Annotated in this window: 21 protein-coding genes and 1 tRNA gene; 13 read left to right on the top strand and 9 right to left on the bottom strand. The window is 55.3% G+C overall.

Annotated elements, in window-relative coordinates; genetic code table 11:
• Window positions 1-61: 61 nt before the first annotated feature.
• Window positions 62-1,225 carry an RsmB/NOP family class I SAM-dependent RNA methyltransferase gene (locus ACR0JR_RS02800; RefSeq protein WP_480454924.1) on the bottom strand — a complete coding sequence of 388 codons (1,164 nt, stop codon included), beginning with the start codon at window positions 1,223-1,225 and terminating at the stop codon, window positions 62-64.
• A gap of 59 nt (window positions 1,226-1,284) precedes the next feature.
• A complete protein-coding gene (gene guaB / locus ACR0JR_RS02805) occupies window positions 1,285-2,733 on the bottom strand; it encodes an IMP dehydrogenase (protein ID WP_480454925.1) in 1,449 nt (482 codons plus the stop codon).
• Between the two features lie 215 nt (window positions 2,734-2,948).
• Between guaB and ACR0JR_RS02810 the strand changes: the two genes are divergently transcribed.
• A complete protein-coding gene (locus tag ACR0JR_RS02810) occupies window positions 2,949-4,994 on the top strand; it encodes an ASKHA domain-containing protein (RefSeq protein ID WP_480454926.1) in 2,046 nt (681 codons plus the stop codon).
• A 24-nt stretch (window positions 4,995-5,018) separates the two neighbouring features.
• Complete coding sequence (locus tag ACR0JR_RS02815) at window positions 5,019-5,876, top strand: class I SAM-dependent methyltransferase (RefSeq protein WP_480454927.1); 858 nt, start codon at window positions 5,019-5,021, stop codon at window positions 5,874-5,876.
• Between the two features lie 10 nt (window positions 5,877-5,886).
• Here ACR0JR_RS02815 and ACR0JR_RS02820 read toward each other — a convergent pair.
• The 4 genes from ACR0JR_RS02820 to ACR0JR_RS02835 form a co-directional block, all read right to left on the bottom strand.
• Window positions 5,887-5,960: transfer RNA gene (locus ACR0JR_RS02820), tRNA-Gly, on the bottom strand.
• A gap of 110 nt (window positions 5,961-6,070) precedes the next feature.
• Complete coding sequence (locus ACR0JR_RS02825) at window positions 6,071-7,132, bottom strand: methyltetrahydrofolate cobalamin methyltransferase (protein ID WP_170774150.1); 1,062 nt, start codon at window positions 7,130-7,132, stop codon at window positions 6,071-6,073.
• A 9-nt stretch (window positions 7,133-7,141) separates the two neighbouring features.
• On the bottom strand, window positions 7,142-8,068 hold the full coding sequence (locus ACR0JR_RS02830; protein ID WP_480454928.1) for a methylenetetrahydrofolate reductase: 927 nt from the start codon (window positions 8,066-8,068) through the stop codon (window positions 7,142-7,144).
• Between the two features lie 26 nt (window positions 8,069-8,094).
• The gene (locus ACR0JR_RS02835; protein WP_010440228.1) at window positions 8,095-8,391 is read right to left on the bottom strand and encodes a virulence factor; all 297 of its coding nucleotides are present in this window, start codon (window positions 8,389-8,391) and stop codon (window positions 8,095-8,097) included.
• Between the two features lie 241 nt (window positions 8,392-8,632).
• Here ACR0JR_RS02835 and ACR0JR_RS02840 point away from each other — a divergent pair, with 241 nt between their 5' ends.
• The 3 genes from ACR0JR_RS02840 to ACR0JR_RS02850 all read left to right on the top strand — a co-directional run bounded on the left by ACR0JR_RS02840 (window position 8,633) and on the right by ACR0JR_RS02850 (window position 11,269).
• Window positions 8,633-9,745, top strand: coding sequence for a Ppx/GppA phosphatase family protein (locus ACR0JR_RS02840; protein WP_010440229.1), 1,113 nt, complete (start codon window positions 8,633-8,635; stop codon window positions 9,743-9,745).
• Window positions 9,745-10,461: an RlmE family RNA methyltransferase gene (locus ACR0JR_RS02845; RefSeq protein ID WP_480454929.1), complete on the top strand. Its 717-nt coding sequence runs from the start codon at window positions 9,745-9,747 to the stop codon at window positions 10,459-10,461. The genes ACR0JR_RS02840 and ACR0JR_RS02845 overlap by 1 nt, the downstream gene beginning before the upstream one ends.
• A gap of 154 nt (window positions 10,462-10,615) precedes the next feature.
• Entirely contained in the window at window positions 10,616-11,269 is a 654-nt protein-coding gene (locus tag ACR0JR_RS02850; protein WP_480454930.1) for a leucine-rich repeat domain-containing protein, read from the top strand.
• Between the two features lie 19 nt (window positions 11,270-11,288).
• Here the strand turns inward: ACR0JR_RS02850 and ACR0JR_RS02855 are convergent, their stop codons facing one another.
• The 3 genes from ACR0JR_RS02855 to ACR0JR_RS02865 all read right to left on the bottom strand — a co-directional run bounded on the left by ACR0JR_RS02855 (window position 11,289) and on the right by ACR0JR_RS02865 (window position 14,336).
• Complete coding sequence (locus ACR0JR_RS02855) at window positions 11,289-11,483, bottom strand: hypothetical protein (RefSeq protein WP_480454932.1); 195 nt, start codon at window positions 11,481-11,483, stop codon at window positions 11,289-11,291.
• 91 nt (window positions 11,484-11,574) lie between these two features.
• On the bottom strand, window positions 11,575-13,479 hold the full coding sequence (locus tag ACR0JR_RS02860) for a cytochrome c3 family protein (protein ID WP_480454933.1): 1,905 nt from the start codon (window positions 13,477-13,479) through the stop codon (window positions 11,575-11,577).
• Window positions 13,479-14,336 (bottom strand): YihY/virulence factor BrkB family protein, encoded by an 858-nt coding sequence (locus tag ACR0JR_RS02865; RefSeq protein ID WP_170703207.1) that lies wholly within the window; start codon window positions 14,334-14,336, stop codon window positions 13,479-13,481. Before ACR0JR_RS02865 ends, ACR0JR_RS02860 begins: the two co-directional genes overlap by 1 nt.
• A 123-nt stretch (window positions 14,337-14,459) precedes the next feature.
• Here ACR0JR_RS02865 and ACR0JR_RS02870 point away from each other — a divergent pair, with 123 nt between their 5' ends.
• The 8 genes from ACR0JR_RS02870 (at window position 14,460) to ACR0JR_RS02905 (ending at window position 22,945) form a co-directional block, all read left to right on the top strand.
• Entirely contained in the window at window positions 14,460-15,596 is a 1,137-nt protein-coding gene (locus ACR0JR_RS02870; RefSeq protein ID WP_480454934.1) for an AI-2E family transporter, read from the top strand.
• A complete protein-coding gene (locus ACR0JR_RS02875; RefSeq protein ID WP_480454935.1) occupies window positions 15,571-16,707 on the top strand; it encodes an acetoin utilization protein AcuC in 1,137 nt (378 codons plus the stop codon). Before ACR0JR_RS02870 ends, ACR0JR_RS02875 begins: the two co-directional genes overlap by 26 nt.
• Window positions 16,708-16,821: 114 nt before the next feature.
• Window positions 16,822-17,799, top strand: coding sequence for an AAA family ATPase (locus tag ACR0JR_RS02880; RefSeq protein ID WP_480454936.1), 978 nt, complete (start codon window positions 16,822-16,824; stop codon window positions 17,797-17,799).
• A 20-nt stretch (window positions 17,800-17,819) separates the two neighbouring features.
• Window positions 17,820-18,767 carry a DUF58 domain-containing protein gene (locus tag ACR0JR_RS02885; RefSeq protein ID WP_480454937.1) on the top strand — a complete coding sequence of 316 codons (948 nt, stop codon included), beginning with the start codon at window positions 17,820-17,822 and terminating at the stop codon, window positions 18,765-18,767.
• On the top strand, window positions 18,764-19,237 hold the full coding sequence (locus ACR0JR_RS02890; protein WP_480454938.1) for a DUF4381 domain-containing protein: 474 nt from the start codon (window positions 18,764-18,766) through the stop codon (window positions 19,235-19,237). Before ACR0JR_RS02885 ends, ACR0JR_RS02890 begins: the two co-directional genes overlap by 4 nt.
• Window positions 19,237-20,223 carry a vWA domain-containing protein gene (locus ACR0JR_RS02895; RefSeq protein ID WP_480454939.1) on the top strand — a complete coding sequence of 329 codons (987 nt, stop codon included), beginning with the start codon at window positions 19,237-19,239 and terminating at the stop codon, window positions 20,221-20,223. Before ACR0JR_RS02890 ends, ACR0JR_RS02895 begins: the two co-directional genes overlap by 1 nt.
• Entirely contained in the window at window positions 20,223-21,719 is a 1,497-nt protein-coding gene (locus tag ACR0JR_RS02900) for a VWA domain-containing protein (protein WP_480454940.1), read from the top strand. Before ACR0JR_RS02895 ends, ACR0JR_RS02900 begins: the two co-directional genes overlap by 1 nt.
• On the top strand, window positions 21,716-22,945 hold the full coding sequence (locus ACR0JR_RS02905; protein WP_480454941.1) for a hypothetical protein: 1,230 nt from the start codon (window positions 21,716-21,718) through the stop codon (window positions 22,943-22,945). Before ACR0JR_RS02900 ends, ACR0JR_RS02905 begins: the two co-directional genes overlap by 4 nt.
• Window positions 22,946-22,948: the final 3 nt, after the last annotated feature.

Consider the following 22,948-nt stretch of genomic DNA (forward strand, 5'->3'; position numbering starts at 1 on the left):
AATCGTTAATTGCCGCTTAATAAACCAGCGGTGAAAACTCCTTTAAGTTGTTTGATCGGATCTAGGTTCTAGTCAAGTGGGCCGAATAAAATCCATCCGCCCCGTGTGAAACCAGCCACTTACCCCGAAACCCAGACCGCCAATCCGAATGCTCTTGCAAAAACCTGTCCACAATCGCGTCGTTTTCGACATCCAGCATTGAACATGTGGCATAAGCAATCGTACCTGCGTCTGCGGTCAATGGCGCGACGCTCTTCAAAATCATTGCCTGAATGCGGGTAAGTTCAAGCAAGCGCTCAGGCGTCAGCGCCCATTTCCCCGCGGGCGAACGGCGCCAAGATCCGCTTCCAGAACAGGGCGCATCCACCAGAACGATGTCAAAGGGTGCCTGTCCTGATACCTGATCCGACGTCAGCAGTGAAATTTCTGCGCGCGCCCGCTTTGCACGTGCAGGTAAATCTGCCATGCGACCTGGATTGATATCGTGCGCAAATACCTGAACGCCTTCGGCCCTTGCCGCCAAGGCCAAGGCTTTGCCACCACCACCGGCGCAATGGTCCAGAACCCTCATTCCAGGTCGCAAATCCAACGCTGCAGTAACGGCCTGACTGGCGGCGTCCTGCAGCTCGACTAATCCCTCAATATATGGATTGCATTGTGAAATTTTTCGTGCACCAGCGGTGACTTCCAAAGCAGTGTCACACGCTGGATGAGGTTGCGCCACTATGCCTTCATCCGAGAGGCGTTGGATGATTTCAACCAGATCAGCCCGCGACCGGTTTACCCTCAAATGCACCGGGGCCCGCCCCTGCAATGCAGTTGCGGCTGCGTTGGCCTCATCTTTCAACGACGCCTTGAATTCGGGCCACAACCATTCAGGGATGTCGAGGGCTTCGGCCTCGGTCTGGAAACCTCGGTCTTTCTCGGCATCTGTTACCGAAGTTGGCGCATATCGCGCGCCCGAGAAGTACTGAGCAAGATCCTGACCCGAAGATCGCATCGCGCCGATCATCATGCCCCGCCCTGTTTCAGCCCCACCACGCGCGGCAAAGGATCGTTTGCAGCGTAACGCATCAAATACGTGATCGCGGATTGCCGCACGATCTTTCGAGCCCGCAAACCGACTGCGCCGCGCCCAACCTGTCAACGCTTTCTCAACTGGCGCTCCGGCCAAAATTTCATCGAGGATGTCGATCGAGGCCTGAACTCGGGCTGCGGGCGTCATAGCTGGGTCCGTTTGACTTTGTCATTAATTTCGATGCCCAGATACGAGCACCATAGCGATTACATGATCCGATAGTTCGGGCTTTCGCGCGTAATCTGCACATCATGCACATGGCTTTCCTTCAGGCCTGCACCGGTGATTTTTACGAAGTTGCAGTTGCGACGCATTTCATCCACCGTTGCGCATCCGGTATAGCCCATCGCTGCGCGCAAGCCGCCCACCAGTTGATGCACAACCGCACTGGCGGACCCTTTGTAGGGTACCTGACCCTCGATCCCCTCGGGTACCAACTTGTCGTTGGCAGCATCCTTCTGAAAATACCGATCCGCCGAGCCGCGCGCCATCGCGCCCAAGCTACCCATGCCGCGATAGGATTTGAACGAACGGCCCTGATACAAGATGACCTCACCCGGACTTTCGTCTGTGCCAGCGATCATCGAACCAACCATGGCACAAGATGCCCCCGCCGCGATCGCCTTGGCGAAATCACCCGAGAATTTGATGCCACCATCAGCAATGACTGGCACGTCACCCGCTGCTGCCGCACAATCCATGATCGCAGTTAGTTGGGGCACCCCAACACCAGCGACCATCCGCGTTGTACAGATCGAGCCGGGCCCGATGCCCACCTTGATTGCATCAGCGCCTGCATCAATCAGTGCTTTGGTGGCCTCGGCGGTGGCAACATTACCAGCAATGATCTGAACCTCGTTCGACAGCGTCTTGGCGCGCTTCACCGCGTCCAGAACCCCCTGCGAATGACCATGCGCGGTATCTACAACGATGATATCAACCCCGGAATCGACCAGTTGCTCAGACCGTTCAAAACCCGCGTCCCCGACAGAGGTCGCTGCAGCTACGCGCAGACGGCCCAACCGGTCCTTGCAAGCTGTAGGATTCAGCACAGCCTGTTCGGTGTCTTTCAGCGTCAGCAATCCGGTCAGCTTGCCCTCGCCATCGACGACCAGCAGCTTTTCGATCCGACGGGCACGCATCAGGCTTTTTGCCTCTTCCAGATCGGCGGGCTCTTGTAGCATCGCCAGGTTGTCCGAAGTCATCATCGCTTTGATTGGCGTATCGTCTGAGGTCGCAAAGCGCATGTCGCGGTTGGTCACGATCCCCACGACCCGGCCACTTTCGTCAACTACAGGAAAGCCAGTGAAATTATAGCGTTCGACCAGCGCCTGTGCATCAGCCAGCGTCTGATCCGCGCGCAATGTCACAGGGTTGTAAACGATACCGGATTCGAACCGCTTTACCCGACGGATTTCGCGAGCCTGCTCCTCGATCGACAGGTTCTTGTGCACCACGCCGATCCCTCCGGCCTGCGCCATCGCGATGGCCATGCGCGCCTCGGTCACCGTGTCCATCGCCGAACTGAGCAGCGGGATGTTCATGGTGATCTCGCGCGTCACGCGCGTGGTTGTATCCGCCGTCGCCGGAAGCACAGAAGATGCGCCCGGAACAAGAAGTACGTCGTCAAAGGTGAGCGCCTCACGAATCTGCATCTGAAAACCCCATGCAAAAGCCCGTTTGACGGTGACCCTATTACATGGATTTCACCCGAGGGAAAGCCCCGAACCCAAGTTGTTTACCCCTGCGGGCTTCTGCCACGCCCGAAAACGACGCAAGCAATGCAAAACGTGCCGCTGAATGCCCTTTCCCTTTGCGTTCAAACTCATATGTTCGCCGGCATACGCGCGAATACAAAGGCAGGCCATTCATGACCACCGATCCTCTTGTCGTTTTCACTCCGTCCGGCAAACGTGGGCACTTTCCCGTTGGCACGCCAATCCTGACTGCTGCGCGCCAATTGGGCGTCGATCTGGATTCGGTCTGCGGCGGGCGTGGCATCTGTTCGAAATGTCAGATCACCCCCAGCTATGGCGAGTTCCCCAAGCACGGTGTGACGGTTTCCGAGGATGCCCTGAGCGAATGGAACGCCGTCGAGCAGCGCTATGATGACAAGCGCGGCCTGAAACCGGGTCGGCGTCTGGGCTGTCAGGCATCAGTTCAGGGCGATGTAGTGATTGATGTTCCGCCCGAAAGCCAGGTGCACCGTCAAGTCGTCCGCAAGGCCGCAGCGGCCCGGGCGATTACAATGGACCCAGCCACGCGCCTCTATTTCGTAGTGGTGGAAGAGCCAGACATGCATTCGCCCACCGGAGATCTGGAACGGTTGGAGCGCGCCTTGCGCGAGCAGTGGAAGATCGATGCGATCACCGCCGACCTGTCCCTGATGTCCAAGCTGCAGCCAGTGCTGCGCAAAGGGAAATGGGAGGTCACAGTCGCCGTCCACAAAGGCCACAAGGATGAAGTGGCGCGCATCGTCGAAATCTGGCCCGGTCTGCACGAACACGGACTCTATGGTTTGGCCATCGACCTTGGCTCGACAACCATTGCGGCGCATTTGACCGATCTGGAGACGGGCGAGGTCAAGGCCTCATCGGGTCTGATGAATCCGCAAATCCGGTTCGGTGAAGACCTGATGAGTCGCGTCTCATATGCCATGATGAATCCCGGCGGCGACAAAGAAATGACCAAAGCCGTGCGCGAGGCGATTAATGATTTGACCACCTCAATCGCAGATGAGGCCGAGATCGACGCAGCGCTGATTGTTGAAACCGTATTTGTCTGTAACCCGGTGATGCACCATCTACTGCTCGGGCTTGATCCGGTTGAACTCGGCCAGGCCCCGTTTGCGTTGGCAACTTCGGAAAGCATATCCCTACCCGCGCGAGAAATGGACCTGACCAATATGAACCCGCGTGCGCAGGTCTATATCTTGCCGTGCATCGCAGGCCACGTGGGCGCAGACTGTGCTGCCGTTGCCCTTTCTGAAGAACCCGGCAAATCCGAAGACCTCGTGCTGATCGTGGATGTGGGCACCAATGCGGAAATCCTGCTGGGCAACACCCACCGCGTTTTAGCCTGTTCCTCGCCCACCGGACCCGCATTCGAGGGTGCTCAGATCAGCTCGGGCCAGCGCGCGGCCCCCGGCGCGATTGAGCGTATTGAAATCGATCCCGTCACCAAAGAACCGCGTTTCCGCGTGATCGGGTCCGAGAATTGGTCGGATGAAGATGGCTTTGATCAGGACATCGCAACAACTGGCATCACGGGCATCTGCGGCTCGGGTATTATCGAGGCTGTCGCTGAGATGCGTATCGCTGGCCTGCTGGACGAAAGTGGCCTGATCGGCTCGGCCGAACAGACGGGTACTCCCCGTTGCGTTCCCGAAGGCCGCACCAACTCCTATCTGATCCACGATGCCAGCGCTGAAGGCGGCCCGCGCATCACAGTAACTCAGGGCGATATCCGTGCCATCCAACTGGCCAAATCCGCGCTTTATGCCGGTGCGCGTCTGCTGATGGACGAGATGGAGGTCGACCGCGTGGACCGCGTGGTACTGGCCGGGGCGTTCGGCGCGCATATCTCGACCAAACACGCGATGGTTCTAGGCATGATTCCCGACGCGCCTCTGGACAAGGTTTCCAGCGCGGGCAATGCCGCGGGTACGGGCGCGCGAATTGCATTGTGCAACATCGGATCGCGGGCCGAGATCGAGCGCGTCGTGCGCGAGATCACTAAGGTCGAAACCGCGATCGAACCCAAGTTCCAAGACCATTTCGTCGCCGCCAACGCGATCCCGCACAAAACCGATCCGTTCCCTGAATTGGCGCAAGTCGTCACCCTGCCCGCTCCGTCCTTCAACACCGGCGGCGGAGACGATGAAAAGTCTGGTCGTCGCCGCCGCAGGAGGTCATAGTCCCTTCAAATCCTGGAGGGCGCGATGCTGACAATCAACGGTGATCAGGAAGAATTCTGGGGCAAGTCCGAAATGGGCACGCGCTGGCTGACCTTCGAGGATCAATTGGACCATCTGTTCGCGCCCGTACTGGATCTGGTCCTCGATCATGCCGCGCTGGCTGGTGGAATGCGCGTCATCGATATCGGCTGCGGCACCGGGGCAAGTTCACTCCGGGCCGCGCAGCAGGTTGGACCCAAGGGGCATGTTCTGGGCATTGATATTTCGGAACAATTTCTCGAACGAGCGCGGATGCGCGCAGACGAGGCCAAGCTCGACAATCTCGAGTTCACATATGCCGACGCTCAGATCGCTGAGCTTTCGTCAGGCGGTTTTGATGCAATGATCTCGCGGTTTGGAGTGATGTTCTTCACCGATCCCGTAGCAGCCTTCGCCAATATGGCTCGGGCCTTGAAACCAGGCGGTCAGATAACCTTTGCAGCCTGGGGTGGTCTGTCAGAGAACCCTTGGTTCAAAATCCCGCATGTCGCCGCCGTCAAACGGTTGGGACAACCACCCAAAGTGGACCGGAATGCACCCGGCCCTTTAGCATTCCATGACCGTGACAGGGTTTCAAACCTGATGGCGCAGGCCGGTCTGAACGATATCCGGGTCGAGGCAGTCCCCCTAGCGCTCACCGCCCCTGCATCCGTTGAAGACGCCGCTCTTTTGTGTACCCGGGTCGGCCCCGCCGCGCGAGTGATCGCCCATTTCGAAGGTACACAGGAGGATGTTGATGCCATCGTGCGTGACGTGGCCGAAGAGTTTGACGCATTCCAGACATCAAAAGGCGTACAGGTTCCAGCAGTCATCAACCTGCTGCAGGCGCGTGTATCGAGTTGATCGATAGAGTTGGAGCGGGTAGCGGGAATCGAACCCGCGCGTTCAGCTTGGGAAGCTGACAGGCTACCATTACATCATACCCGCCGCTAAGAATTGACTATCACTTGTCCTGACCGGGGTTCAAGCCAAACCAGTGCCGACAAAAACGAAAGAGCCGGGTCAAAGACCCGGCCCAATCTGTTGTTTTCCATAGTTTAAGCGCGACGACGACGTCCACCGCCCCGACGCCCACCTGCGCCACCGGCGGCACCGGCTTCCTCAGGCGCTTTGTTGGACCTGATCCATTCACCACCATGCGGGTCATTGTTTGTAAGAAGATTTGCGGCGCGGATGGCCTCCATCTCTTTACCAGCGCGCGGTTTGGTCGAACCTAGGCCGAACATCTGAACGAAGGTTTCGTCATCCATGCCTTCTGGCAGGATGATGCCAGCGGCGGCAACCTGTTCCTTCTTCTCGGCAATCTTCTTCTGCGTTACCGGCAGGGCAACCGGGTTCATGATCGCCGACGTCATGCCAGCGCCCATTGCCATCGGCAGGAAAGCATTGTTGATACCGTGACGGTTCGGCAGCCCGAACGAGATGTTGGACGCACCACAAGTGGTATTCACACCCAGCTCTTCGCGCAAACGACGGACCAGAGCGAACACCTGCTGGCCTGCAGTTGCCATCGCACCGATCGGCATGACCAGCGGGTCGACCACGATGTCATGTGCAGGGATACCATGATCCGCTGCGCGCTCAACGATGGTCTTGGCGACGGCAAAACGCACATCGGGGTCTTCCGAAATACCGGTGTCATCGTTCGAGATCGCCACAACCGGTACGTTGTATTTCTTTACCAGCGGCAGAACCAGTTCCAGACGCTCTTCTTCGCCCGTGACCGAGTTTAGCAGCGGACGGCCCTCTGCGGCTGCCAGACCGGCTTCTAGCGCACCCGGAACCGAGCTGTCGATGCACAGCGGTACGTCAACCAGACCCTGCACCAGTTCGACAATCTTGCGCATCAGCGGCGGCTCGGTCTCGTTTGGGTTGGGGTTCGAGTTGTAAACAACTCCCGCGTTGATATCCAAAACGGTCGCGCCCGCCATAACCTGCGCCAATGCGTCTTTCTCAACGGTTGAGAAATCGCCCGCTTCCAATTCGGCGGCCAGTTTCTTGCGGCCTGTCGGGTTGATCCGCTCTCCGATCACGCAGAACGGTTCATCAAAGCCCAGAACGGCTGTTTTTGTTTTTGATTCGACGACTGTACGGGTCATGTCCGTTCCTTAGGAGTTTGCTGGCTTTGCCGAAGCGCCGCCGTTGTTGATCGCCCAGTTGGCGTTGGTTTTGATGCCGCCAAGCGGGAAGAAGTGGACGTTGGTGATGTTGAAATCCGGGTCGGCCGCTTTGTGGTTGGCCAGTTCGGTGATTACGTCAGTCGGCTCGTAAGGCAGCAGCAGTTTGGACACATCCATTGCGCGCTTTTGCAGAACTTTCAGCGACGGGCCTACACCGCAAGCAATGGCGAATTTAATCAGAGTCTGCAGCTTGGCAGGGCCCGCGATACCGATATGGACTGGGATATCAATGCCAGCCTCTTTCAGGCTGTCCGCCCAGGCGATGATCGGCTTGGCATCAAACGCAAATTGAGTGGCCAGCGCCATTTCCGCATCTGTTGTTTCGCTGAATTTTTGCTTCCAACGCAGCGCATCATCGACATTCTTGGTCGAACCGTCTGGGTCGATGTCCTTGTTCCCCTCGGGATGACCGGCAACATGAAGACGCTTGAATCCAGCCTTGTCGAACAAGCCAGTTTCCAGCAATTGCATCGAGCTGTCGAAATCGCCGTGAGGGGTCGCGACACCACCGGCGAGCAGCAGCGCTTGTTCAACGCCCGCCTCGCCCTGGTACATCGAAATCCAGTTTTCCAGAGTCGCCGAATCCTTGATGATCCGCGCAGGGAAGTGCGGCATGACAGGGAAACCTTCAGCCGCAATGCGCTTGGCCGTTTTGACCATGTCTTCAATTGGCGTGCCCTCGATATGGGCGATGTAAACGCGTGTGCCTTCGGGCAGCAGCGCACGGAAGTCTTCGACTTTTTCAGCGGTGCGCGGCATTACCTCGATCGAATAGCCCTGCAGAAAGGCCTCGACGGTCGGGTTCACAGGGCCGTTTTCGACCGCATCACGTTTCTTGAAGTTCAGCAAAGCCATAGCGGCCTCCCATAAAGATCTGGGGCTCATGCCCAACCGTCATTGGCGATCAGGGACTTGATACGGTCCTGATCGTATTCCGTTTCCAGGCGCGCGGCCTCGGCCTCGGCAATCTCGGACGGGTCGCCCTCAACCGCGAAAGGTTCGGCTTTGCGCCACTCCGCCAGATAGGCATCACTATCCTTGGCGTTCACCTTCATTGCGGCCCGGTCGATGGCTTGTTCAAACCGCTCTTCCAATTGCCGCTTGGCGCCACGACGGCCTTTGCCGACGATGACCTGAGCGGGAATGTCGCGCCAGTATACGATGGTGACGTCAGGCATAACTGTGATTCCTCCTAACCCGATGGGCCGGTTCTAAACTTCAATATGGGCGCAGGTCGGTCGATTTTCGACACACGGCGTATTTGCAGCGACCTTTTTGCCCGGGATCTGATATCGCTGCTTTTAAAGACCCCTGCCTCGAAACCGAACATCAAAATCTTCATGACTTTAATGAGTGTCTTGCGTGATTGAAAAGCGCGACCTATGGTCGGGGTAACTCGAAAATCGGAGGGCGTTTCAGATGGCGCCCAAGCGTCCCAAAGGTGCGGGCGCGTTCCCGAAAGCGGTCGAAAGCCCCGCGCCGGCAAGACCCGATCCAGATGCGTTATATGCGGCGCTGGATTTGGGGACAAATAGCTGCCGCATGTTGATCGCCCAGCCCAAGGGCAGTGGCTTCCATGTGGTAGACAGCTTCTCCAAATCAGTGCAACTCGGCGCTGGTCTGGAACGCACCGGACGATTGTCGCGGGCGTCTATGGCGCGTACGGTGCAAGCCCTTCGGATTTGTCAGCAAAAGCTGAAACGGAACAAGGTCAAGCGCATGCGCTTGATCGCGACCGAGGCCTGTCGTCGTGCTAAGAACTCGCGCGACTTCATCCGTCAGGTCAAACGTGAAACTGGCTTGACGCTTGACATCATTCAGCCCGAGGAAGAAGCGCGCCTGGCCGTCATTTCCTGCGCGCCGCTGGTATCAACCAAAACCGAGCAATTGTTGGTCGTGGACATTGGCGGCGGTTCGACCGAGTTGGTCTGGATCGACATATCCTCGGTTCCGCGCCGCGACCGACCTGCCTCGATCATGCGGCTGCATAACGGATTCCATACCGCCGATAGCCCGTTTCCTGCGGCCAAAGTCGTGGATTGGATCAGTGTACCGTTGGGAGTGGCCACTTTGCGGGACCAGTTCAACGACGTCGAAGACGATGCAGCGCGATTTGCGCTGATGAGCTGGTTCTTTGAAGAAAACCTTGCTGATTTTGCACCTTACAAAGATGAACAGGCTCGTGAGGGGTTCCAGATCGTGGGCACAAGCGGAACCGTCACCACGGTGGCTGCTTCGCATCTGGGTCTAAAACGCTATGACCGAACCAAGGTGGACGGATTGCGAATGACCAGCGATCAGATTGACAAGGTCATACGAGGCTATCTAGAACTCGGCCCTCGTGGGCGCCGCCGTGATCCCCGGATCGGAGAAGATCGGCAGGCCCTGATCATGTCCGGCTCGGCCATTTTGCAGGCATTGTTGCGCTGCTGGCCCACTGATCGCCTTTCTGTGGCGGATCGGGGGCTACGCGAAGGTTTGCTCTATGCGCAGATGAGCGCGGACGGTGTATTGGAAGACGGACCGTTCTGATGGCGAAGACACCAACCGGCAAAGGCAACTCGGGTCGCGGGCAACGTGACCTGAAGGTTAAAGTTAAGACAGCGCGCGGGCGTAAGCTCAGCTCGACCCGCTGGCTTGAGCGGCAATTGAACGACCCTTATGTCAAGCGGGCGCAGGTCGAAGGGTATCGCGGACGCGCAGCGTTCAAGATACTGGAGCTAGACGATAAATTCCGGTTCCTTGTGCCCGGCGCGCGCGTGGTTGATCTGGGTTGTGCGCCCGGTGGTTGGCTGCAAGTTGCAGTGCAACGTGTTAACGCATTAGGCGAGAAGAGCGGTAAGCGTATTGGCACGGTTCTAGGTGTCGATCTTCAAGAGGTCGAACCCGTTGCGGGGGCCACCGTGCATGTGCTTGATTTCATGGAGGATGATGCCGACCAGAAGGTCAAAGACTGGCTGGGCGGTAAAGCGGATGTGGTCATGTCCGACATGGCGGCTGCCTCCTCAGGCCACAAGCAGACCGATCACCTTAGGATTATGGCCTTGTGCGAAACGGCAGCCTATTTTGCGTTTGATGTGCTGGAAGAGGGTGGCACCTTCGTCGCAAAGGTTCTTGCAGGCGGGGCCGAGGGAGACCTTCAGAAGCTGCTCAAGCAGAAATTCAACAAGGTGGCCAATGTAAAGCCACCCGCGTCACGCTCGGACAGCTCGGAGAAATTCGTTGTCGCCACCGGTTTCCGTGGCTAAGCGACTGAAAGGTTAAATCTTTTAACCACTATTATTCTCGGATGGCGATTAAGTCCTATAGCACGACACGTTGCGGTTTACCGTGATTGCCTGCATTTCGCGCTGCGCTACACGGTCATAGATTGGCCGCATTGTCGTTTTATCCGCCGATCACATGAGAAAAACTGTCCTAGCACTTATTATTGCCCTGATTGCGTTGGCCGCCTGGCAGTACAAGCTGCAGAAAACTGCAAACCAACAACTACTGATAGCCGAGCAGCGGGTTAAAGATGTCGTTTCTGCGGGAACGAACGATCTTGATTTCAAAGATCTTACTGAACTTCGAAAGCTGCCGGCCAACATCCCGGATATTCCGAATCTCAAATCTCTGAATGCACGGGGAACCAATTTAAGTGATCTGACCGGGCTGGAAGGGAACGCAACACTCGAGCGGCTTGACGTGAACATGACGCGGGTCTCCGATCTTAGTCCACTTAACGGTTTGCCGAACCTGAAACTGGTTTATCTCCATGATACCTGGGTTTCTGATGTTTCTACTCTCGCGACACTGCCATCGCTTGAACGTCTTGATATCGGCAATACCCAAATTGAAACGCTGGTGCCTGTTTTACAAATCGAGAAACTGAATTGGCTGAATCTTCACAACAGTCATGCGCTTGACGGGTCTGGTGAACAATTTGCGATCTTGCAGGAACGTCCATTTCTTCAGTTGTCAGGCGGTTCTGGCTTCCGACAAAATTATCAACCGGGCTGGCAGTACAACATGATGCAGCACCTATCGCGTTTGCGAGAAAAGCTTGGGCTTTAGGGTTCGTACGGTCGCCGTCCTAGTCCAGATCGATCTTACCCTGAGCAATACGCTGTTTCTTGAGTGACGCCGTCGCAATCCCCTGAAACAAGATTGCCTCTCCATGATTTATATCGACAGGCTCGCGCGCGCGAAGTTCTTCGATGCGCTGATCCAACGTTGTTTTCCGATCAGCAGAAATCGGCTTTATGTTAGTAGCTGTGCGATCCGGCATACATCACCTGTTGACAGTCCAAGTGCTGACATCGGTGTCTAGCCAACAAATGGGCCCGTAACGTGGCGTAAATCTGCCGGATTGGTGCCTGCTACCGCCCCATATCGCGCGCCAACTGCATTAGGTTCGGATCATCTGGAAGGACGGATAAAGCCTCGTCCAATGTCGCAATCGCTGCCTGTGGACCACGATTTATGTGGGCCAGCTGAACCAGCATCGGCCAGGCCTCAGACCGCTGTGGATCTAGTGTAACAACCTCTCGGAATGCCTTTTCCGCGGCTTGGGCATTTCTCAGCGCCAGTGCCCAGCCTCCCAAAACTAAGTGGGTTTCAGGAAAATCCAGACGATGCGATATACTGCGCTGCCAGTCGGCCATACCCTGCTGAGCCGCCGCCCGTTGATCCTGCGACATGGCTTGTGCGGGAATGGCAAGAAACTCCTTGGCTGCCGAAATTCGGACATTGCGCAAGGGGTCGGACAATAGCGGCTCAAGCCGTGCAACACGTTCCGGCATTGGCGCTTGGCGTTGCAAAACCGGCCCGTTGGCGCGAACCAGCGGATCCGGATCGGATAAGAGCGGCGCCACCCGCTGCGCAAGTACAGGCGTCGCAAAGGGTTGCAGCAGATAGAGTGCAGTCGCGCGGACAATTCCTGCCTGCTCTTTGTCCAAAGCGATCGCGATTAACGCTTCGGGATCGTCCAATTGACCAATGCCCGCCGCAGCAAACGCTGTACCATAATGAACGGTTCGATGGGCAGAGTTTGGGAACCAGTCAGAAATCTGTTGCGCAGCCCAGGGCTGCCCCTCTTCCGCATGACAATCGGTACAAGCGTCAATTCCAAGCCCCAAATCCGGTCGGGGGATTCGGAAACTGTGATCGTGCCTGCCGTCCACGCCCATATAGACTCGCTCGATCATGTGGCAGTCCTTGCATTGGGAGCCATCAGAGTTTTCTGAATGGTGATGGTGTTCGGGCGTGTCATAACTGGCCAATCGAAGGGTTGGGAATTCCGAATTTCCAGCGGGCGAATGACACTGCGTGCACAAGCCATTCCCTTCGGCTTTTACCTCGGCCCGGTGAGGATCATGGCAATCCATGCACCCTACCCCCTCAGCATACATGCGCGACTGAAGGAACGAGCCATATACGTAGACCTCGTCCAAAATCTGCCCATCCGGGTGGTAAGCGCCCGGTCGCAGGACAGCCAAATTATATGCGTCATGAAAAGGCGTACCGGGGACCGGATTACCATCCTCCAGCGCCTCGCGCCGAGAATGGCACCCGGCGCATTGCTGGATGTCTGCCTCGGTTTGCCCCTTGCCCAAATTGATTGGAAACCCAAACGCGCCCAACCCGTCGTCAAGCGCTTTCCCAGTCGTCCACTCAAGATGCGCTGATCCCGGCCCGTGACAAGCCTCACAACCGACGCCGATTTCAACTTGTGTCGACGCATAGCGCCTTGTCTCGGCATCGTAATTCTTCACGTAACCGGTCGCATGGCACTCGGCACAGCGCGCGTTCCAGTTCTTGTACGGCCCTGTCCAATGCAGCCCGTCATTGGGTGGTAAATCTTGTTCTGGATAGAGGTGATACCAGCGGCTTTCTTCCGTGTCCCAGACGACATCGAAACTCTGCAATCTGCCTGGTTCAGTTTCAAAGAGGTATTGCTGCAACGGCGCAATGCCGACCACCGAATGCACCGGATAGTCGGTGATAACGCCATCTTTTTCGGTGACTTGCGCTGAAAGAACGCCGTTTTCATCCACGAAAGAAACGCTCATCCCATCATGGGAAAAGCTGGTCCCATCGAAATCAGCCAGAACTCGGCCATCTTCTACCTCGGTCCAAGCGAGATCGTGATGTGACCCTTTCCAGGCTTCAGTTTCGTCTTGATGGCAATCTGCGCACAGCTCGGATCCGACATATTCCTGTGCCCAGCTGGGCGGCGTGGTTGCCCACAAGATCGCAATCAGAATGAGCTTGCGGAAGTACATCAAGTGGTTTCCGCATTTTTTAAGTCTATCAAGGCCCCGTTATACTCGGCACCCAGGATCAGCATGGCGGAACACAGGTACAGGAAAATCAGCGCTGCCATTGCCCCTGCGAGGCCCGCATAGGTCGCGCTATAGGTGGCAAACTGGGCGATATAGATCGAAAACCCCCATCCACCTGCAGCCCATAATGCCAAGGTCAGGATGACCCCCGGAAGTATTTGCGAAAGCCTGTGACGCCGTGTGGGTAAGATCAGATGAGCCAGAATAACTGTTCCTGCCGGTACTGCAACGGTGAACGTCCATCGCAGGCGGTCAACGGACAGCCAGTTATCAACATCAACAGCCGTCTTTTCCGAGACCAGACGCGTGTAGACAGGCAAAACCACCTCAACCGCTGCGATGGCCAAAATTGCGGCCCCACCGATAATAACAAGCGCAAAACACAACAGCCGGGTTTTCCAGAACGGCCAGATATCTTTGTCATGATAGGCTTGCGTCATGGCGCGACGTACGGCAGCAACACCATTGGATGCGAAGTAGATCGCTAACAAACCGCCCAATGTGATCACGCCCGACCCTGCCCCTGCCAGCACAGCCCGCAACTCAGAAACAATCGGATCGGCGACGTCTTTGGGCCAGGCACCAAAAATCAGCTCTATCAACTCGTCCGTCACATATCCCTGTGACAAAGCCCCCGCCAACGCCACTGTGAATAGCACAAACGGAAACAGCGCCATCATCAATGACATCGCCACATGGCTGCTCATGACAAAACCGTCTTTGTCGTTGAACCGACGAACAGCAAGCCAGAGCGCGCGCAGAAACTGATTGGATGAGAGAATCGATACACGTGACATCGCAACAGCCTAACGCGCCTTTTGCGCTGGCAGAACCGCCAATTCACCATTTGCCAGGAATTCCAGCGCTTAACCTTCTGTATGGATTGCATAAACTGGTAAGCCTGTGCAGGATCGTGCAAGATGTCCCAAATCACGCACCAGCGGCAAGCAGACCCAGGCCAACTCATGACCTCTGATCCCGAAAATAGCCCATCAAGAGCGCGCCTGCAGCTGGGCGTTTTGAGGGATGTTGTGATCGTGGCTACTCTTGTGGTGCTTGGCCTTTATGCAGGGGCGAATTTTCTGGTGCCGTTGACCATGGCACTGCTGATCAATGTACTGATCCTGGCCCTCAGTGACCGGGTCATCGCGGTGACACGTGTACCAATCTGGATCGCGAACTTAGCCGGAGTTACTGTCGTTTTGGCAGGCTTGTTTATGATCATGTATATTCTCGGCAGTCAGGCCACGCAATTTGCGCGTTCGATCAACACCTATGAAAGCCAGTTTGATGGTGCGGTGCACAGAATTACCGGATTGGTCGGAAATGACGTCACCAGTTTCATTCGGGACAATCTGGTCAGCATCGACATGTCCTATGTTGCACGGCTTTTGCTGGGCAGTGCCACATCTCTGCTGAACCAGTTTTTCCTCATCAGCCTGTATGTCGCATTTCTGATGGCTGAGCGCCTGGCATTTCGCAAGAAAATCCAACTTGCAGCAGGCAACCCGCAGCTCGGCGCTGATCTGGCTTCGGTTTTGGATGCTATCTCGTACAGTCTGCAGCGCTATGTCGGGGTGAAGACTTTGATCAGCCTGATCACGGCCCTCATAAGCTATTCCATATTCAAAGCACTGGGACTGGAATATGCCGAGACATGGGCTGTTCTAACATTTGCGCTGAATTTCATCCCGTCTATCGGCTCGATCATTGCAGTGATCTTTCCGTCCATGATCGCATTGGTGCAATTTGAAACCATTGGACCATTCCTTATCATCGTCTTGGGTTGTGGCACGCTGCAATTTGTGATCGGCAATTTCCTGGACCCAGCCATGCTTGGCCGGTCTCTGAATATGTCGACCTTTCTTGTCATATTGGCACTAACATTCTGGACCACAGTCTGGGGTCTGATCGGAGCGTTTCTAAGCGTGCCCTTAACGGTGTGTATCCTGATTATTTTCAGTCATATTCCAGCACTCAGGCCCGTTGCCGTTCTGATGTCGCTGGATGGTCAATTGGGCGATGACAACCATGCGAGTGTTGAAGACAAACAATAAACCTCGACCCATCTTCATAGGCTCGGAAATCTATCGCACCTCGAGCTATGGCGCAAAACACCCGCTTGCAATCCCGCGCGTTTCCACTGTGATTGACCTCTGCAGATCGATGGGTTGGCTGAACTCGCAGAACTATCGGACCAGCCCGTGTGCCAAACCTAAGGCACTGCAGCGATTTCATTCACCTGCTTACATTTCAGCATTACTAAACGCCGAAAAAACACAGTCGGTCTCCGACGAGGTAAAACGCAGGTTTGGTCTGGGCACATTGTCCAATCCGGTATTTGGAGAAATGTATCGACGGCCAGCCACTGCCGCCGGAGGATCGATTCTGGGAGCCGAGTTAATTTGGAACGGTGGTATTGTGTTCAACCCAGCAGGAGGTACGCATCATGGATTAGAAAGTCGCGCCAACGGCTTCTGTTACCTAAACGATCCAGTTCTCGCGATCTTCAGACTGCTCGATCTTGGGCTTGAACGAATTGTCTACATAGACATCGACGCCCATCATTGCGATGGCGTCGAGGCTGCGTTCCACGGTTCGTCAATGGTGCGCATAATTTCGATTCATGAGGCGCGCAGATGGCCCTTTACCGGACTACTAGAAGATGACGCAGGTGGCGCCGCATGGAATTTACCTGTTGGTCGAAGTCTAAACGACGATGAATTCCAAGCCATTCTGGAGGGGATGATCCTCCCTGTAACTAAGGCTTTCCACCCGCAAGCCATTATCCTGCAATGCGGCGCCGACGCCGTCACCGAAGACCCATTGTCGCGCCTCGCATTGTCAAACAATGCGCACTGGTGTGCCGTTTCCAGCCTCCAAAAATTAACACCTCGGTTTTTGATCTTGGGTGGCGGGGGTTATAATCCTTGGTCTGTCGGCCGTCTGTGGAGCGGTGTTTGGGCAACCCTGAACGGATATGAAATCCCTTCTCATCTGACAGAAGAACAGCAATCTATCCTAAACGCCCTGAGTTGGAACCGAAAGATCGGTCGCGACCGACCAACCCACTGGACAACCACACTACGTGATCCCAGTAATCCCGGGCCCATACGGGAAGAGTTAAAGAGTGATATTCAAAAACTCAGAACTCGGAATTCATTGTAGTCTGAGCAACTTCGCCCTGCTAACGTTCTATCATTACTTCAAGATCCCGACTCTCGGCCATCGCAGACAATAGAACGCGAGACCGGTATTTCGGGCTATTACGGGACAATTGTTATGAGCGCACTCAACCAGATTATGGATCTCAGATCCCGTATGGGCCAATCAATCATTGGCCAGATCGAGGTGATTGATCGCCTGCTGATCGGTCTCTTGGCCAATGGTAACCTTTTGATCGAGGGCCTGCCTGGTCTGGCCAAGACACGCGCGGTCAAGGCAATGGCGAAGAATATGGATGCAAGCTTTAGCCGCATTCAGTTTACGCCGGACCTACTGCCTTCGGATGTGACTGGGACCGAGATATTCCAGCAGATCGATGCGGGGGGTGAGTTCAAGTTCGAACCGGGACCGATTTTTGCGAACATCGTACTAGCGGATGAAATCAACCGTGCGCCCGCCAAGGTGCAGGCGGCGTTGCTGGAAGCGATGGAGGAACGGCAGGTCACTGTTTCAGGAACCACGCATAAAATGGATCCACTGTTTATCGTCATGGCCACCCAGAACCCCATCGAACAGGAAGGTACCTACCCACTGCCCGAAGCACAGATGGATCGATTTCTGATGCATGTTCAAATCACTTACCCCCCCGTCGAAGACGAGGTTGAAGTTATTCGCCTGGTCCGGGGCGAAGATATCGCAGCCAACAAAGGTGGGGCGCGTGAAACTCCAGCTGCAATACCACAGGAAGCCATCTTTGCGGCAAGGTCAGAGATTGGTCAAATCCATGTGTCTGACGCGATGGATCGTTATATGGCCGACCTCGTGCAGGCGACGCGCACGCCCGAAGCTTTGAGCCCCGAACTCGCTAGTTGGATTGAGATCGGTGCCAGTCCACGCGCCTCACTGGCGTTGGACAAATGCGGGCGCGCCCATGCCTGGATGAACGAACGCGATTATGTTGATCCTGCAGACATCCGCGCCATTGCGCATGACGTATTTCGTCATCGCGTTACACTCAGTTTCGAAGCACAAGGATCGGGCAAATCCGCAGATGACGTAATCGCAGAACTCCTTCGCCTGGTGGCGCTTCCCTAATTGCTAAGGAAAACGGCTGCATGAACCAGACTGCGCCATATCCGAACGACCCACGCGTCCGTGTTGACGCGGACCATCTATTGCAATTGGGCCCCAGATCGCAGGCACTCAGCCTGTTACCGCGTCAACCCGCGCGTTCGATCCTGAATGGTCGTCACGCCTCGCGTCTGCGTGGTCGCGGCCTGAATTTTGAAGAATTGCGGGGCTATTTGCCGGGCGACGATATCCGAACCATCGACTGGAAGGTCACTGCACGCACCGGAAAGCCCCATGTTAGGGTCTACACCGAAGAACGTGATCGCCCTGCCCTGCTGTTGGTCGATCAGCGCATATCGATGTTCTTCGGAACAGAAGTCTATATGAAATCTGTCATCGCTGCCGAAGCCGCAGCAATTTCTGCGCATCGAATTCTTGGTCAAGGCGATCGTGTTGGAGGTCTCGTATTCAGCGATACAGACGTTGCCGAGCACAGACCACAGCGCCGCGCGGCAGCCCTTACGCGGTTCTTGTCCTCCATCGGAACAGCAAATTCCTGCTTGCATGCGGGCTTGACCCCACAGCCAACCGTGTTTCTGAATGACATGCTTTTTGAGGCAACCCGCATCACCCAAACCAGTGGACTAATTTGCCTGTTCTCAGACTGCGACGGGCTCAATGAAAGATCGGAGAATTTGTTGCGTCAACTGGCGTTCTCAAACGATTTAATCGTTTTCAATGTCGCGGATCCAACTGCAACGGCCCTCGCGCCGAACCTGAAGATGACGGTCTCTGATGGTAGCGAGCAGATTGAAATCGACGGTTCCGACCCTGAGTTATCAGACAAAATTCGAAAATCCATGGAGGATCGGTTAGCACAACTGCACACTTGGTCCCGACGATATGGTTTTCCGGTAGTTCCTTTGACAACCTCGGAACCGGCTTTGGATCAGCTATTGCGCTTATTCGGGCACCGCGGAGGTCGGCGATGAGCATCGATACCACAGGAAAGTCGCTGGTTGATCTGTTGGAAATGCTCGAACCAGCGCCAGAACCTGAAGCTATTTCAATGATTCCCCAGACCTGGGGATGGGTCGTGGTCGCTGTCATCCTGCTGGCAATTTGTTCGGTCGCTACAGTCCTGATACTGCGGCACAGGCGTGCGAACGCCTATAGGCGGTACGCGCTGGCAGAACTCGCAGCGCCTGGCATCTCTGTGGCCAAGGTTGCCGAGATCCTTCGGCGTACTGCGTTGGCCGCATATCCTCGCGAGCAGGTCGCAGGGATTCATGGCGAAGAATGGCTGAGCTTTCTATCCCAAACAATTGATAGCAAATCATTAAATTCGGAAGTTTGCCGAGCGTTAGTTGAAGCTCCGTATAAAGCCATACCGCCAAACCCTGCCGTCACGCAGCTTGCGCGCCATTGGGTTAAAGCCCACAAACCATATCGGAGAAAGTGATGTTTTCCTTCGCTGCTCCGTGGGTTTTTCTGCTACTTCCGCTTCCGGCGCTGGTCTATTTTTTTGCTCCACCCCATCGCGAAAAAAACACTTCAATTCGTATTCCCTTCTTTCGCCGCGTTGCGCAGGCCGCAGGCGTCGAGCCGAAATCCGGCTCAGTCATCCCAGTTCGATCCCGCCTTCAAACCGCAAGCGTCGTGTTAATCTGGATTTTGTTGGTTCTGTCGCTGGCTCGACCAGAACAGTTGGGTGATCCCATAGTGATTGAAAAATCTGCGCGGGACGTCGTCCTTGCCTTGGATATCTCGGGCTCGATGGATCAGCGCGATTTCAAATCCGAGACTGGCGGCCCGGTGCAGAGGCTGGAAGCAGTTAAAGATGTCCTAAAACAATTCATCGCCGAACGCGATGGTGACAGGATGGCCCTCATCATTTTTGGAACACGCGCGTTCATTCAAGCGCCGTTTACAGAAGATCTTAATAGTTTGAATGGCTTCCTGGATCAAACTCAAGTTGGCATGGCTGGGCCGAACACTGCCCTGGGTGACGCAATCGGGCTTGGGATCAGAACATTCGAGTCCAGCGAAGTGGATCAACGCCTGATGATCGTACTAAGCGATGGGGCCGATACGTCCAGCCGTATGACGCCTGTAAACGCGTCGGCGATTGCCGCAAAAAAGAATGTGGTCATCTATACGATTGGTGTTGGAGACCCTAATGCTACGGGCGAAGATCGCGTGGACCTGCAAGCGTTAAAGGACATCGCGGATCGAACCGGTGGAGAATATTTCTTTGCAGATGATGGGTCAGCCCTCGCACAGACCTACGAGCGAATAGATCAGTTAAACCCCAGAATAGTAGAAGTTCAAAGCTATCGCCCGACAAACAGCCTTGCCCATATTCCATTGGCGAGTGCGCTGATCGTTATTCTTATCAGCACAATCTGGTTCCATTTTGCCCAGCGGCGCAAGGAGGTTGCTCAATAATGGAACTTCCTGATTTCCATTTTATTCGAGGTTATTACCTTCTGTTTCTAATCCCAATTGTGGCGCTATGGTGGTTGATCAGACCCAAGCCTGCGGCCGAAACCAAGCTACCCTCAGGGATCGTTCCGCATCTGGCGACCGCATTGCAGCTTGGCAAGACTGAAACCCGTCGCATTCAACCAATTGATATTGCGATGGTCATCGCCACACTTGTTGCCCTCGCGGCCTCCGGTCCAACCTGGTCGCGTGCACCCAACCCGCTGATTGCAGATACCGCCCCGTTAGTGATCGCTCTAAAGGTCACCGACAGCATGGAGAACACGGATATTGCTCCTTCACGGTTGGACCGAGCACGGTTCAAGATCGCTGATCTGATTGATGAGCGCGCTGGAGCCCACACTGCCCTGATCGCTTATTCCGGAACGCCGCACCGAGTTGCTCCCCTAACCGAAGACGCCAACATTCTTCGCCCTCTGCTTGAAGGCTTAACGCCGGCTGTGATGCCAACCCCAGGCGACGCAGCGGCCGATGCTCTCGATTTAGCGCAATCCATACTGGATGAAAGTGAGAGCCCAGGGGCAGTGCTTTTTGTTTTGGATGACTTAGACCCGTCTCAGGTATCTGGGTTAAACACTTCGACTAACGACATTTTCTTTCTCACTATGCTGCCCAATGGTGAGCGAATTGTACAGCTAGGCAACATCCAAGGCGCATCCGTGGTAGCGTTTTCGGATGACGATCGGGACATCAGTCGTCTGCAGCGTCAAATCCAAACTGCCTACACTGCAGCTCTGGATGATGATGAACGTCTTGATTGGCAGGACAATGGCTGGATCTTGGCATGGCCTGCTGCGTTACTATCACTTCTTTGGTTCAGAAAAGGCTGGGTGATCCGCTGGGCACTACTGGCTTTGATGATGATACCACCATCAGGAGCTCGAGCCGAAGGATGGAAAGATTGGTTCCTTACGGCCGATCAGCAAGGTCAGATTGCAATGAATCAAAAGCGCTTTTCTGAAGCGGCGGAATTGTTTGAGGGCTCGTATCACAAGGGATATGCCTATCTCAGGGACGGTCAATATTCAGAGGCGTCCTCCATATTTGCAGGGCTGGACACACCGGAAGCCGCGTTTGCTGAAGGTATGGCACGAATACGGAACCGTGAGTATCGCCCAGCCATATCCGCCTTCGAGACCGCCTTGGAACGGCGTCCTGAATGGCCCGAAGCGCAGCACAATCTCGAGGTGTCGAAAGCCATCCTTGATTACATTGAAACGACCCGCGAACAATCTGATACGGGTGAAGAGGCTGGCATTGGTGCGGATGACACGGTGTTCGACAATGATGCGGCCCGCGGTAACGAAACTACGGTTCAAGCTCCTAAAGAAGGGCCGCAAACCCTTTCGGCCGATCAATGGATCAGCTCAATAGATACTGACATGCAAGACTTTCTGCGCAATCGTTTTCTTCTTGAAAATCAGGAGCGAACAGAATGAGATACGTTACTTTCTTTATTCTTTTTCTTGCTCTTCCAGTATTTGCGCAGAATAACGATGCGACTGCCCCTCAGGTCTCGGTCGAAGCGCCTGATGAACCGGTCATTGTAGGGCAACCAGCGATCGTTCGAATCAAAGTTCTAGTGCCAACATTCATGCCACAACCTCCGGTGTTTCCCTCTTTAGAACAACAAAACCTCGTGGTTCGTCTTCCTGAACGTGCCTCTGGACCAATCAGCGAGACGGTGAACGGAGCGACCTGGTCCGGTGTGCAGCGCAGCTATCGCCTATACCCTCTGGCAACAGGTCCGGTTGCGTTTGACTCGCAAGAGGTGGTTGTAACTTATGCCGATCCTCAAACCAACGATCCAATTCAGGTTTCGTTGGCGCTTCCGCCTGTACAACTCAGCGCCGAGATTCCAGAAGGTGCCCGTGGTCTAGATCCGTTAATCATCGCAAACGGGTTTTCGCTCCAGCAGCAAATAGAAGGCACAACAGATATGCAGGCTGGTGACGCCATTACACGCGAATTAAGCGCGCAGATATCTGGCACGACGCCTCTTTTGATCCCAGTGCTCACACCTCACGAGCAAGACCCGTTGGTGCGCGCATATCCTAAGGAGCCGCGCATTACAGAAACCGAAGATCGAGGGGTGTTGTCCGGACAACGCATGGAGAAGACGGTATATATTGCGCAAGAGGGTGGCCAGACAAGGTTGCCAGCTGTGTCAATCGATTGGTTTAACTTGCAAACCAAACAAATTGAAACGGCCTCGGTCCCAGCGACCGAGCTAACGCTGGCACCACCAAAATGGCAGCCGCCGGATATTGAAACCCTTGCAAAGGCTGCATTCTGGATCGCGGTTGTTGTTTTGGCATTGTGGGCCGCAGTGCGATCTCTTCGCCCACGCTATCAGCGCTGGAAAGACAAGCGACACAGTAGATATCTTGCCTCCGAGGAATACGCCGCCGAAGCTTTGAGAGCAGCATTGAGAGCTCGGGATTTGTCTGCAGCTTATGAAGCTATAGAACTTTGGAAAGAGCGCAGCCTCCAACCAGAACGCGCCGCGCCCCTTGAGAGCAGCCTGACCCAGATAGGTGCTGAGCGGTATTCAAAGAAGAGCCAAACCGGCTTTGAGGATTGGAGTGCGGTCATGCGGAAACTGAATACCCTGAATCACTCTAGTCGTCCCAAACCGGGTGTGTTGCCGCCACTTAATCCCTAGGCT

Source organism: Ruegeria sp. AA3, from assembly GCF_056542905.1.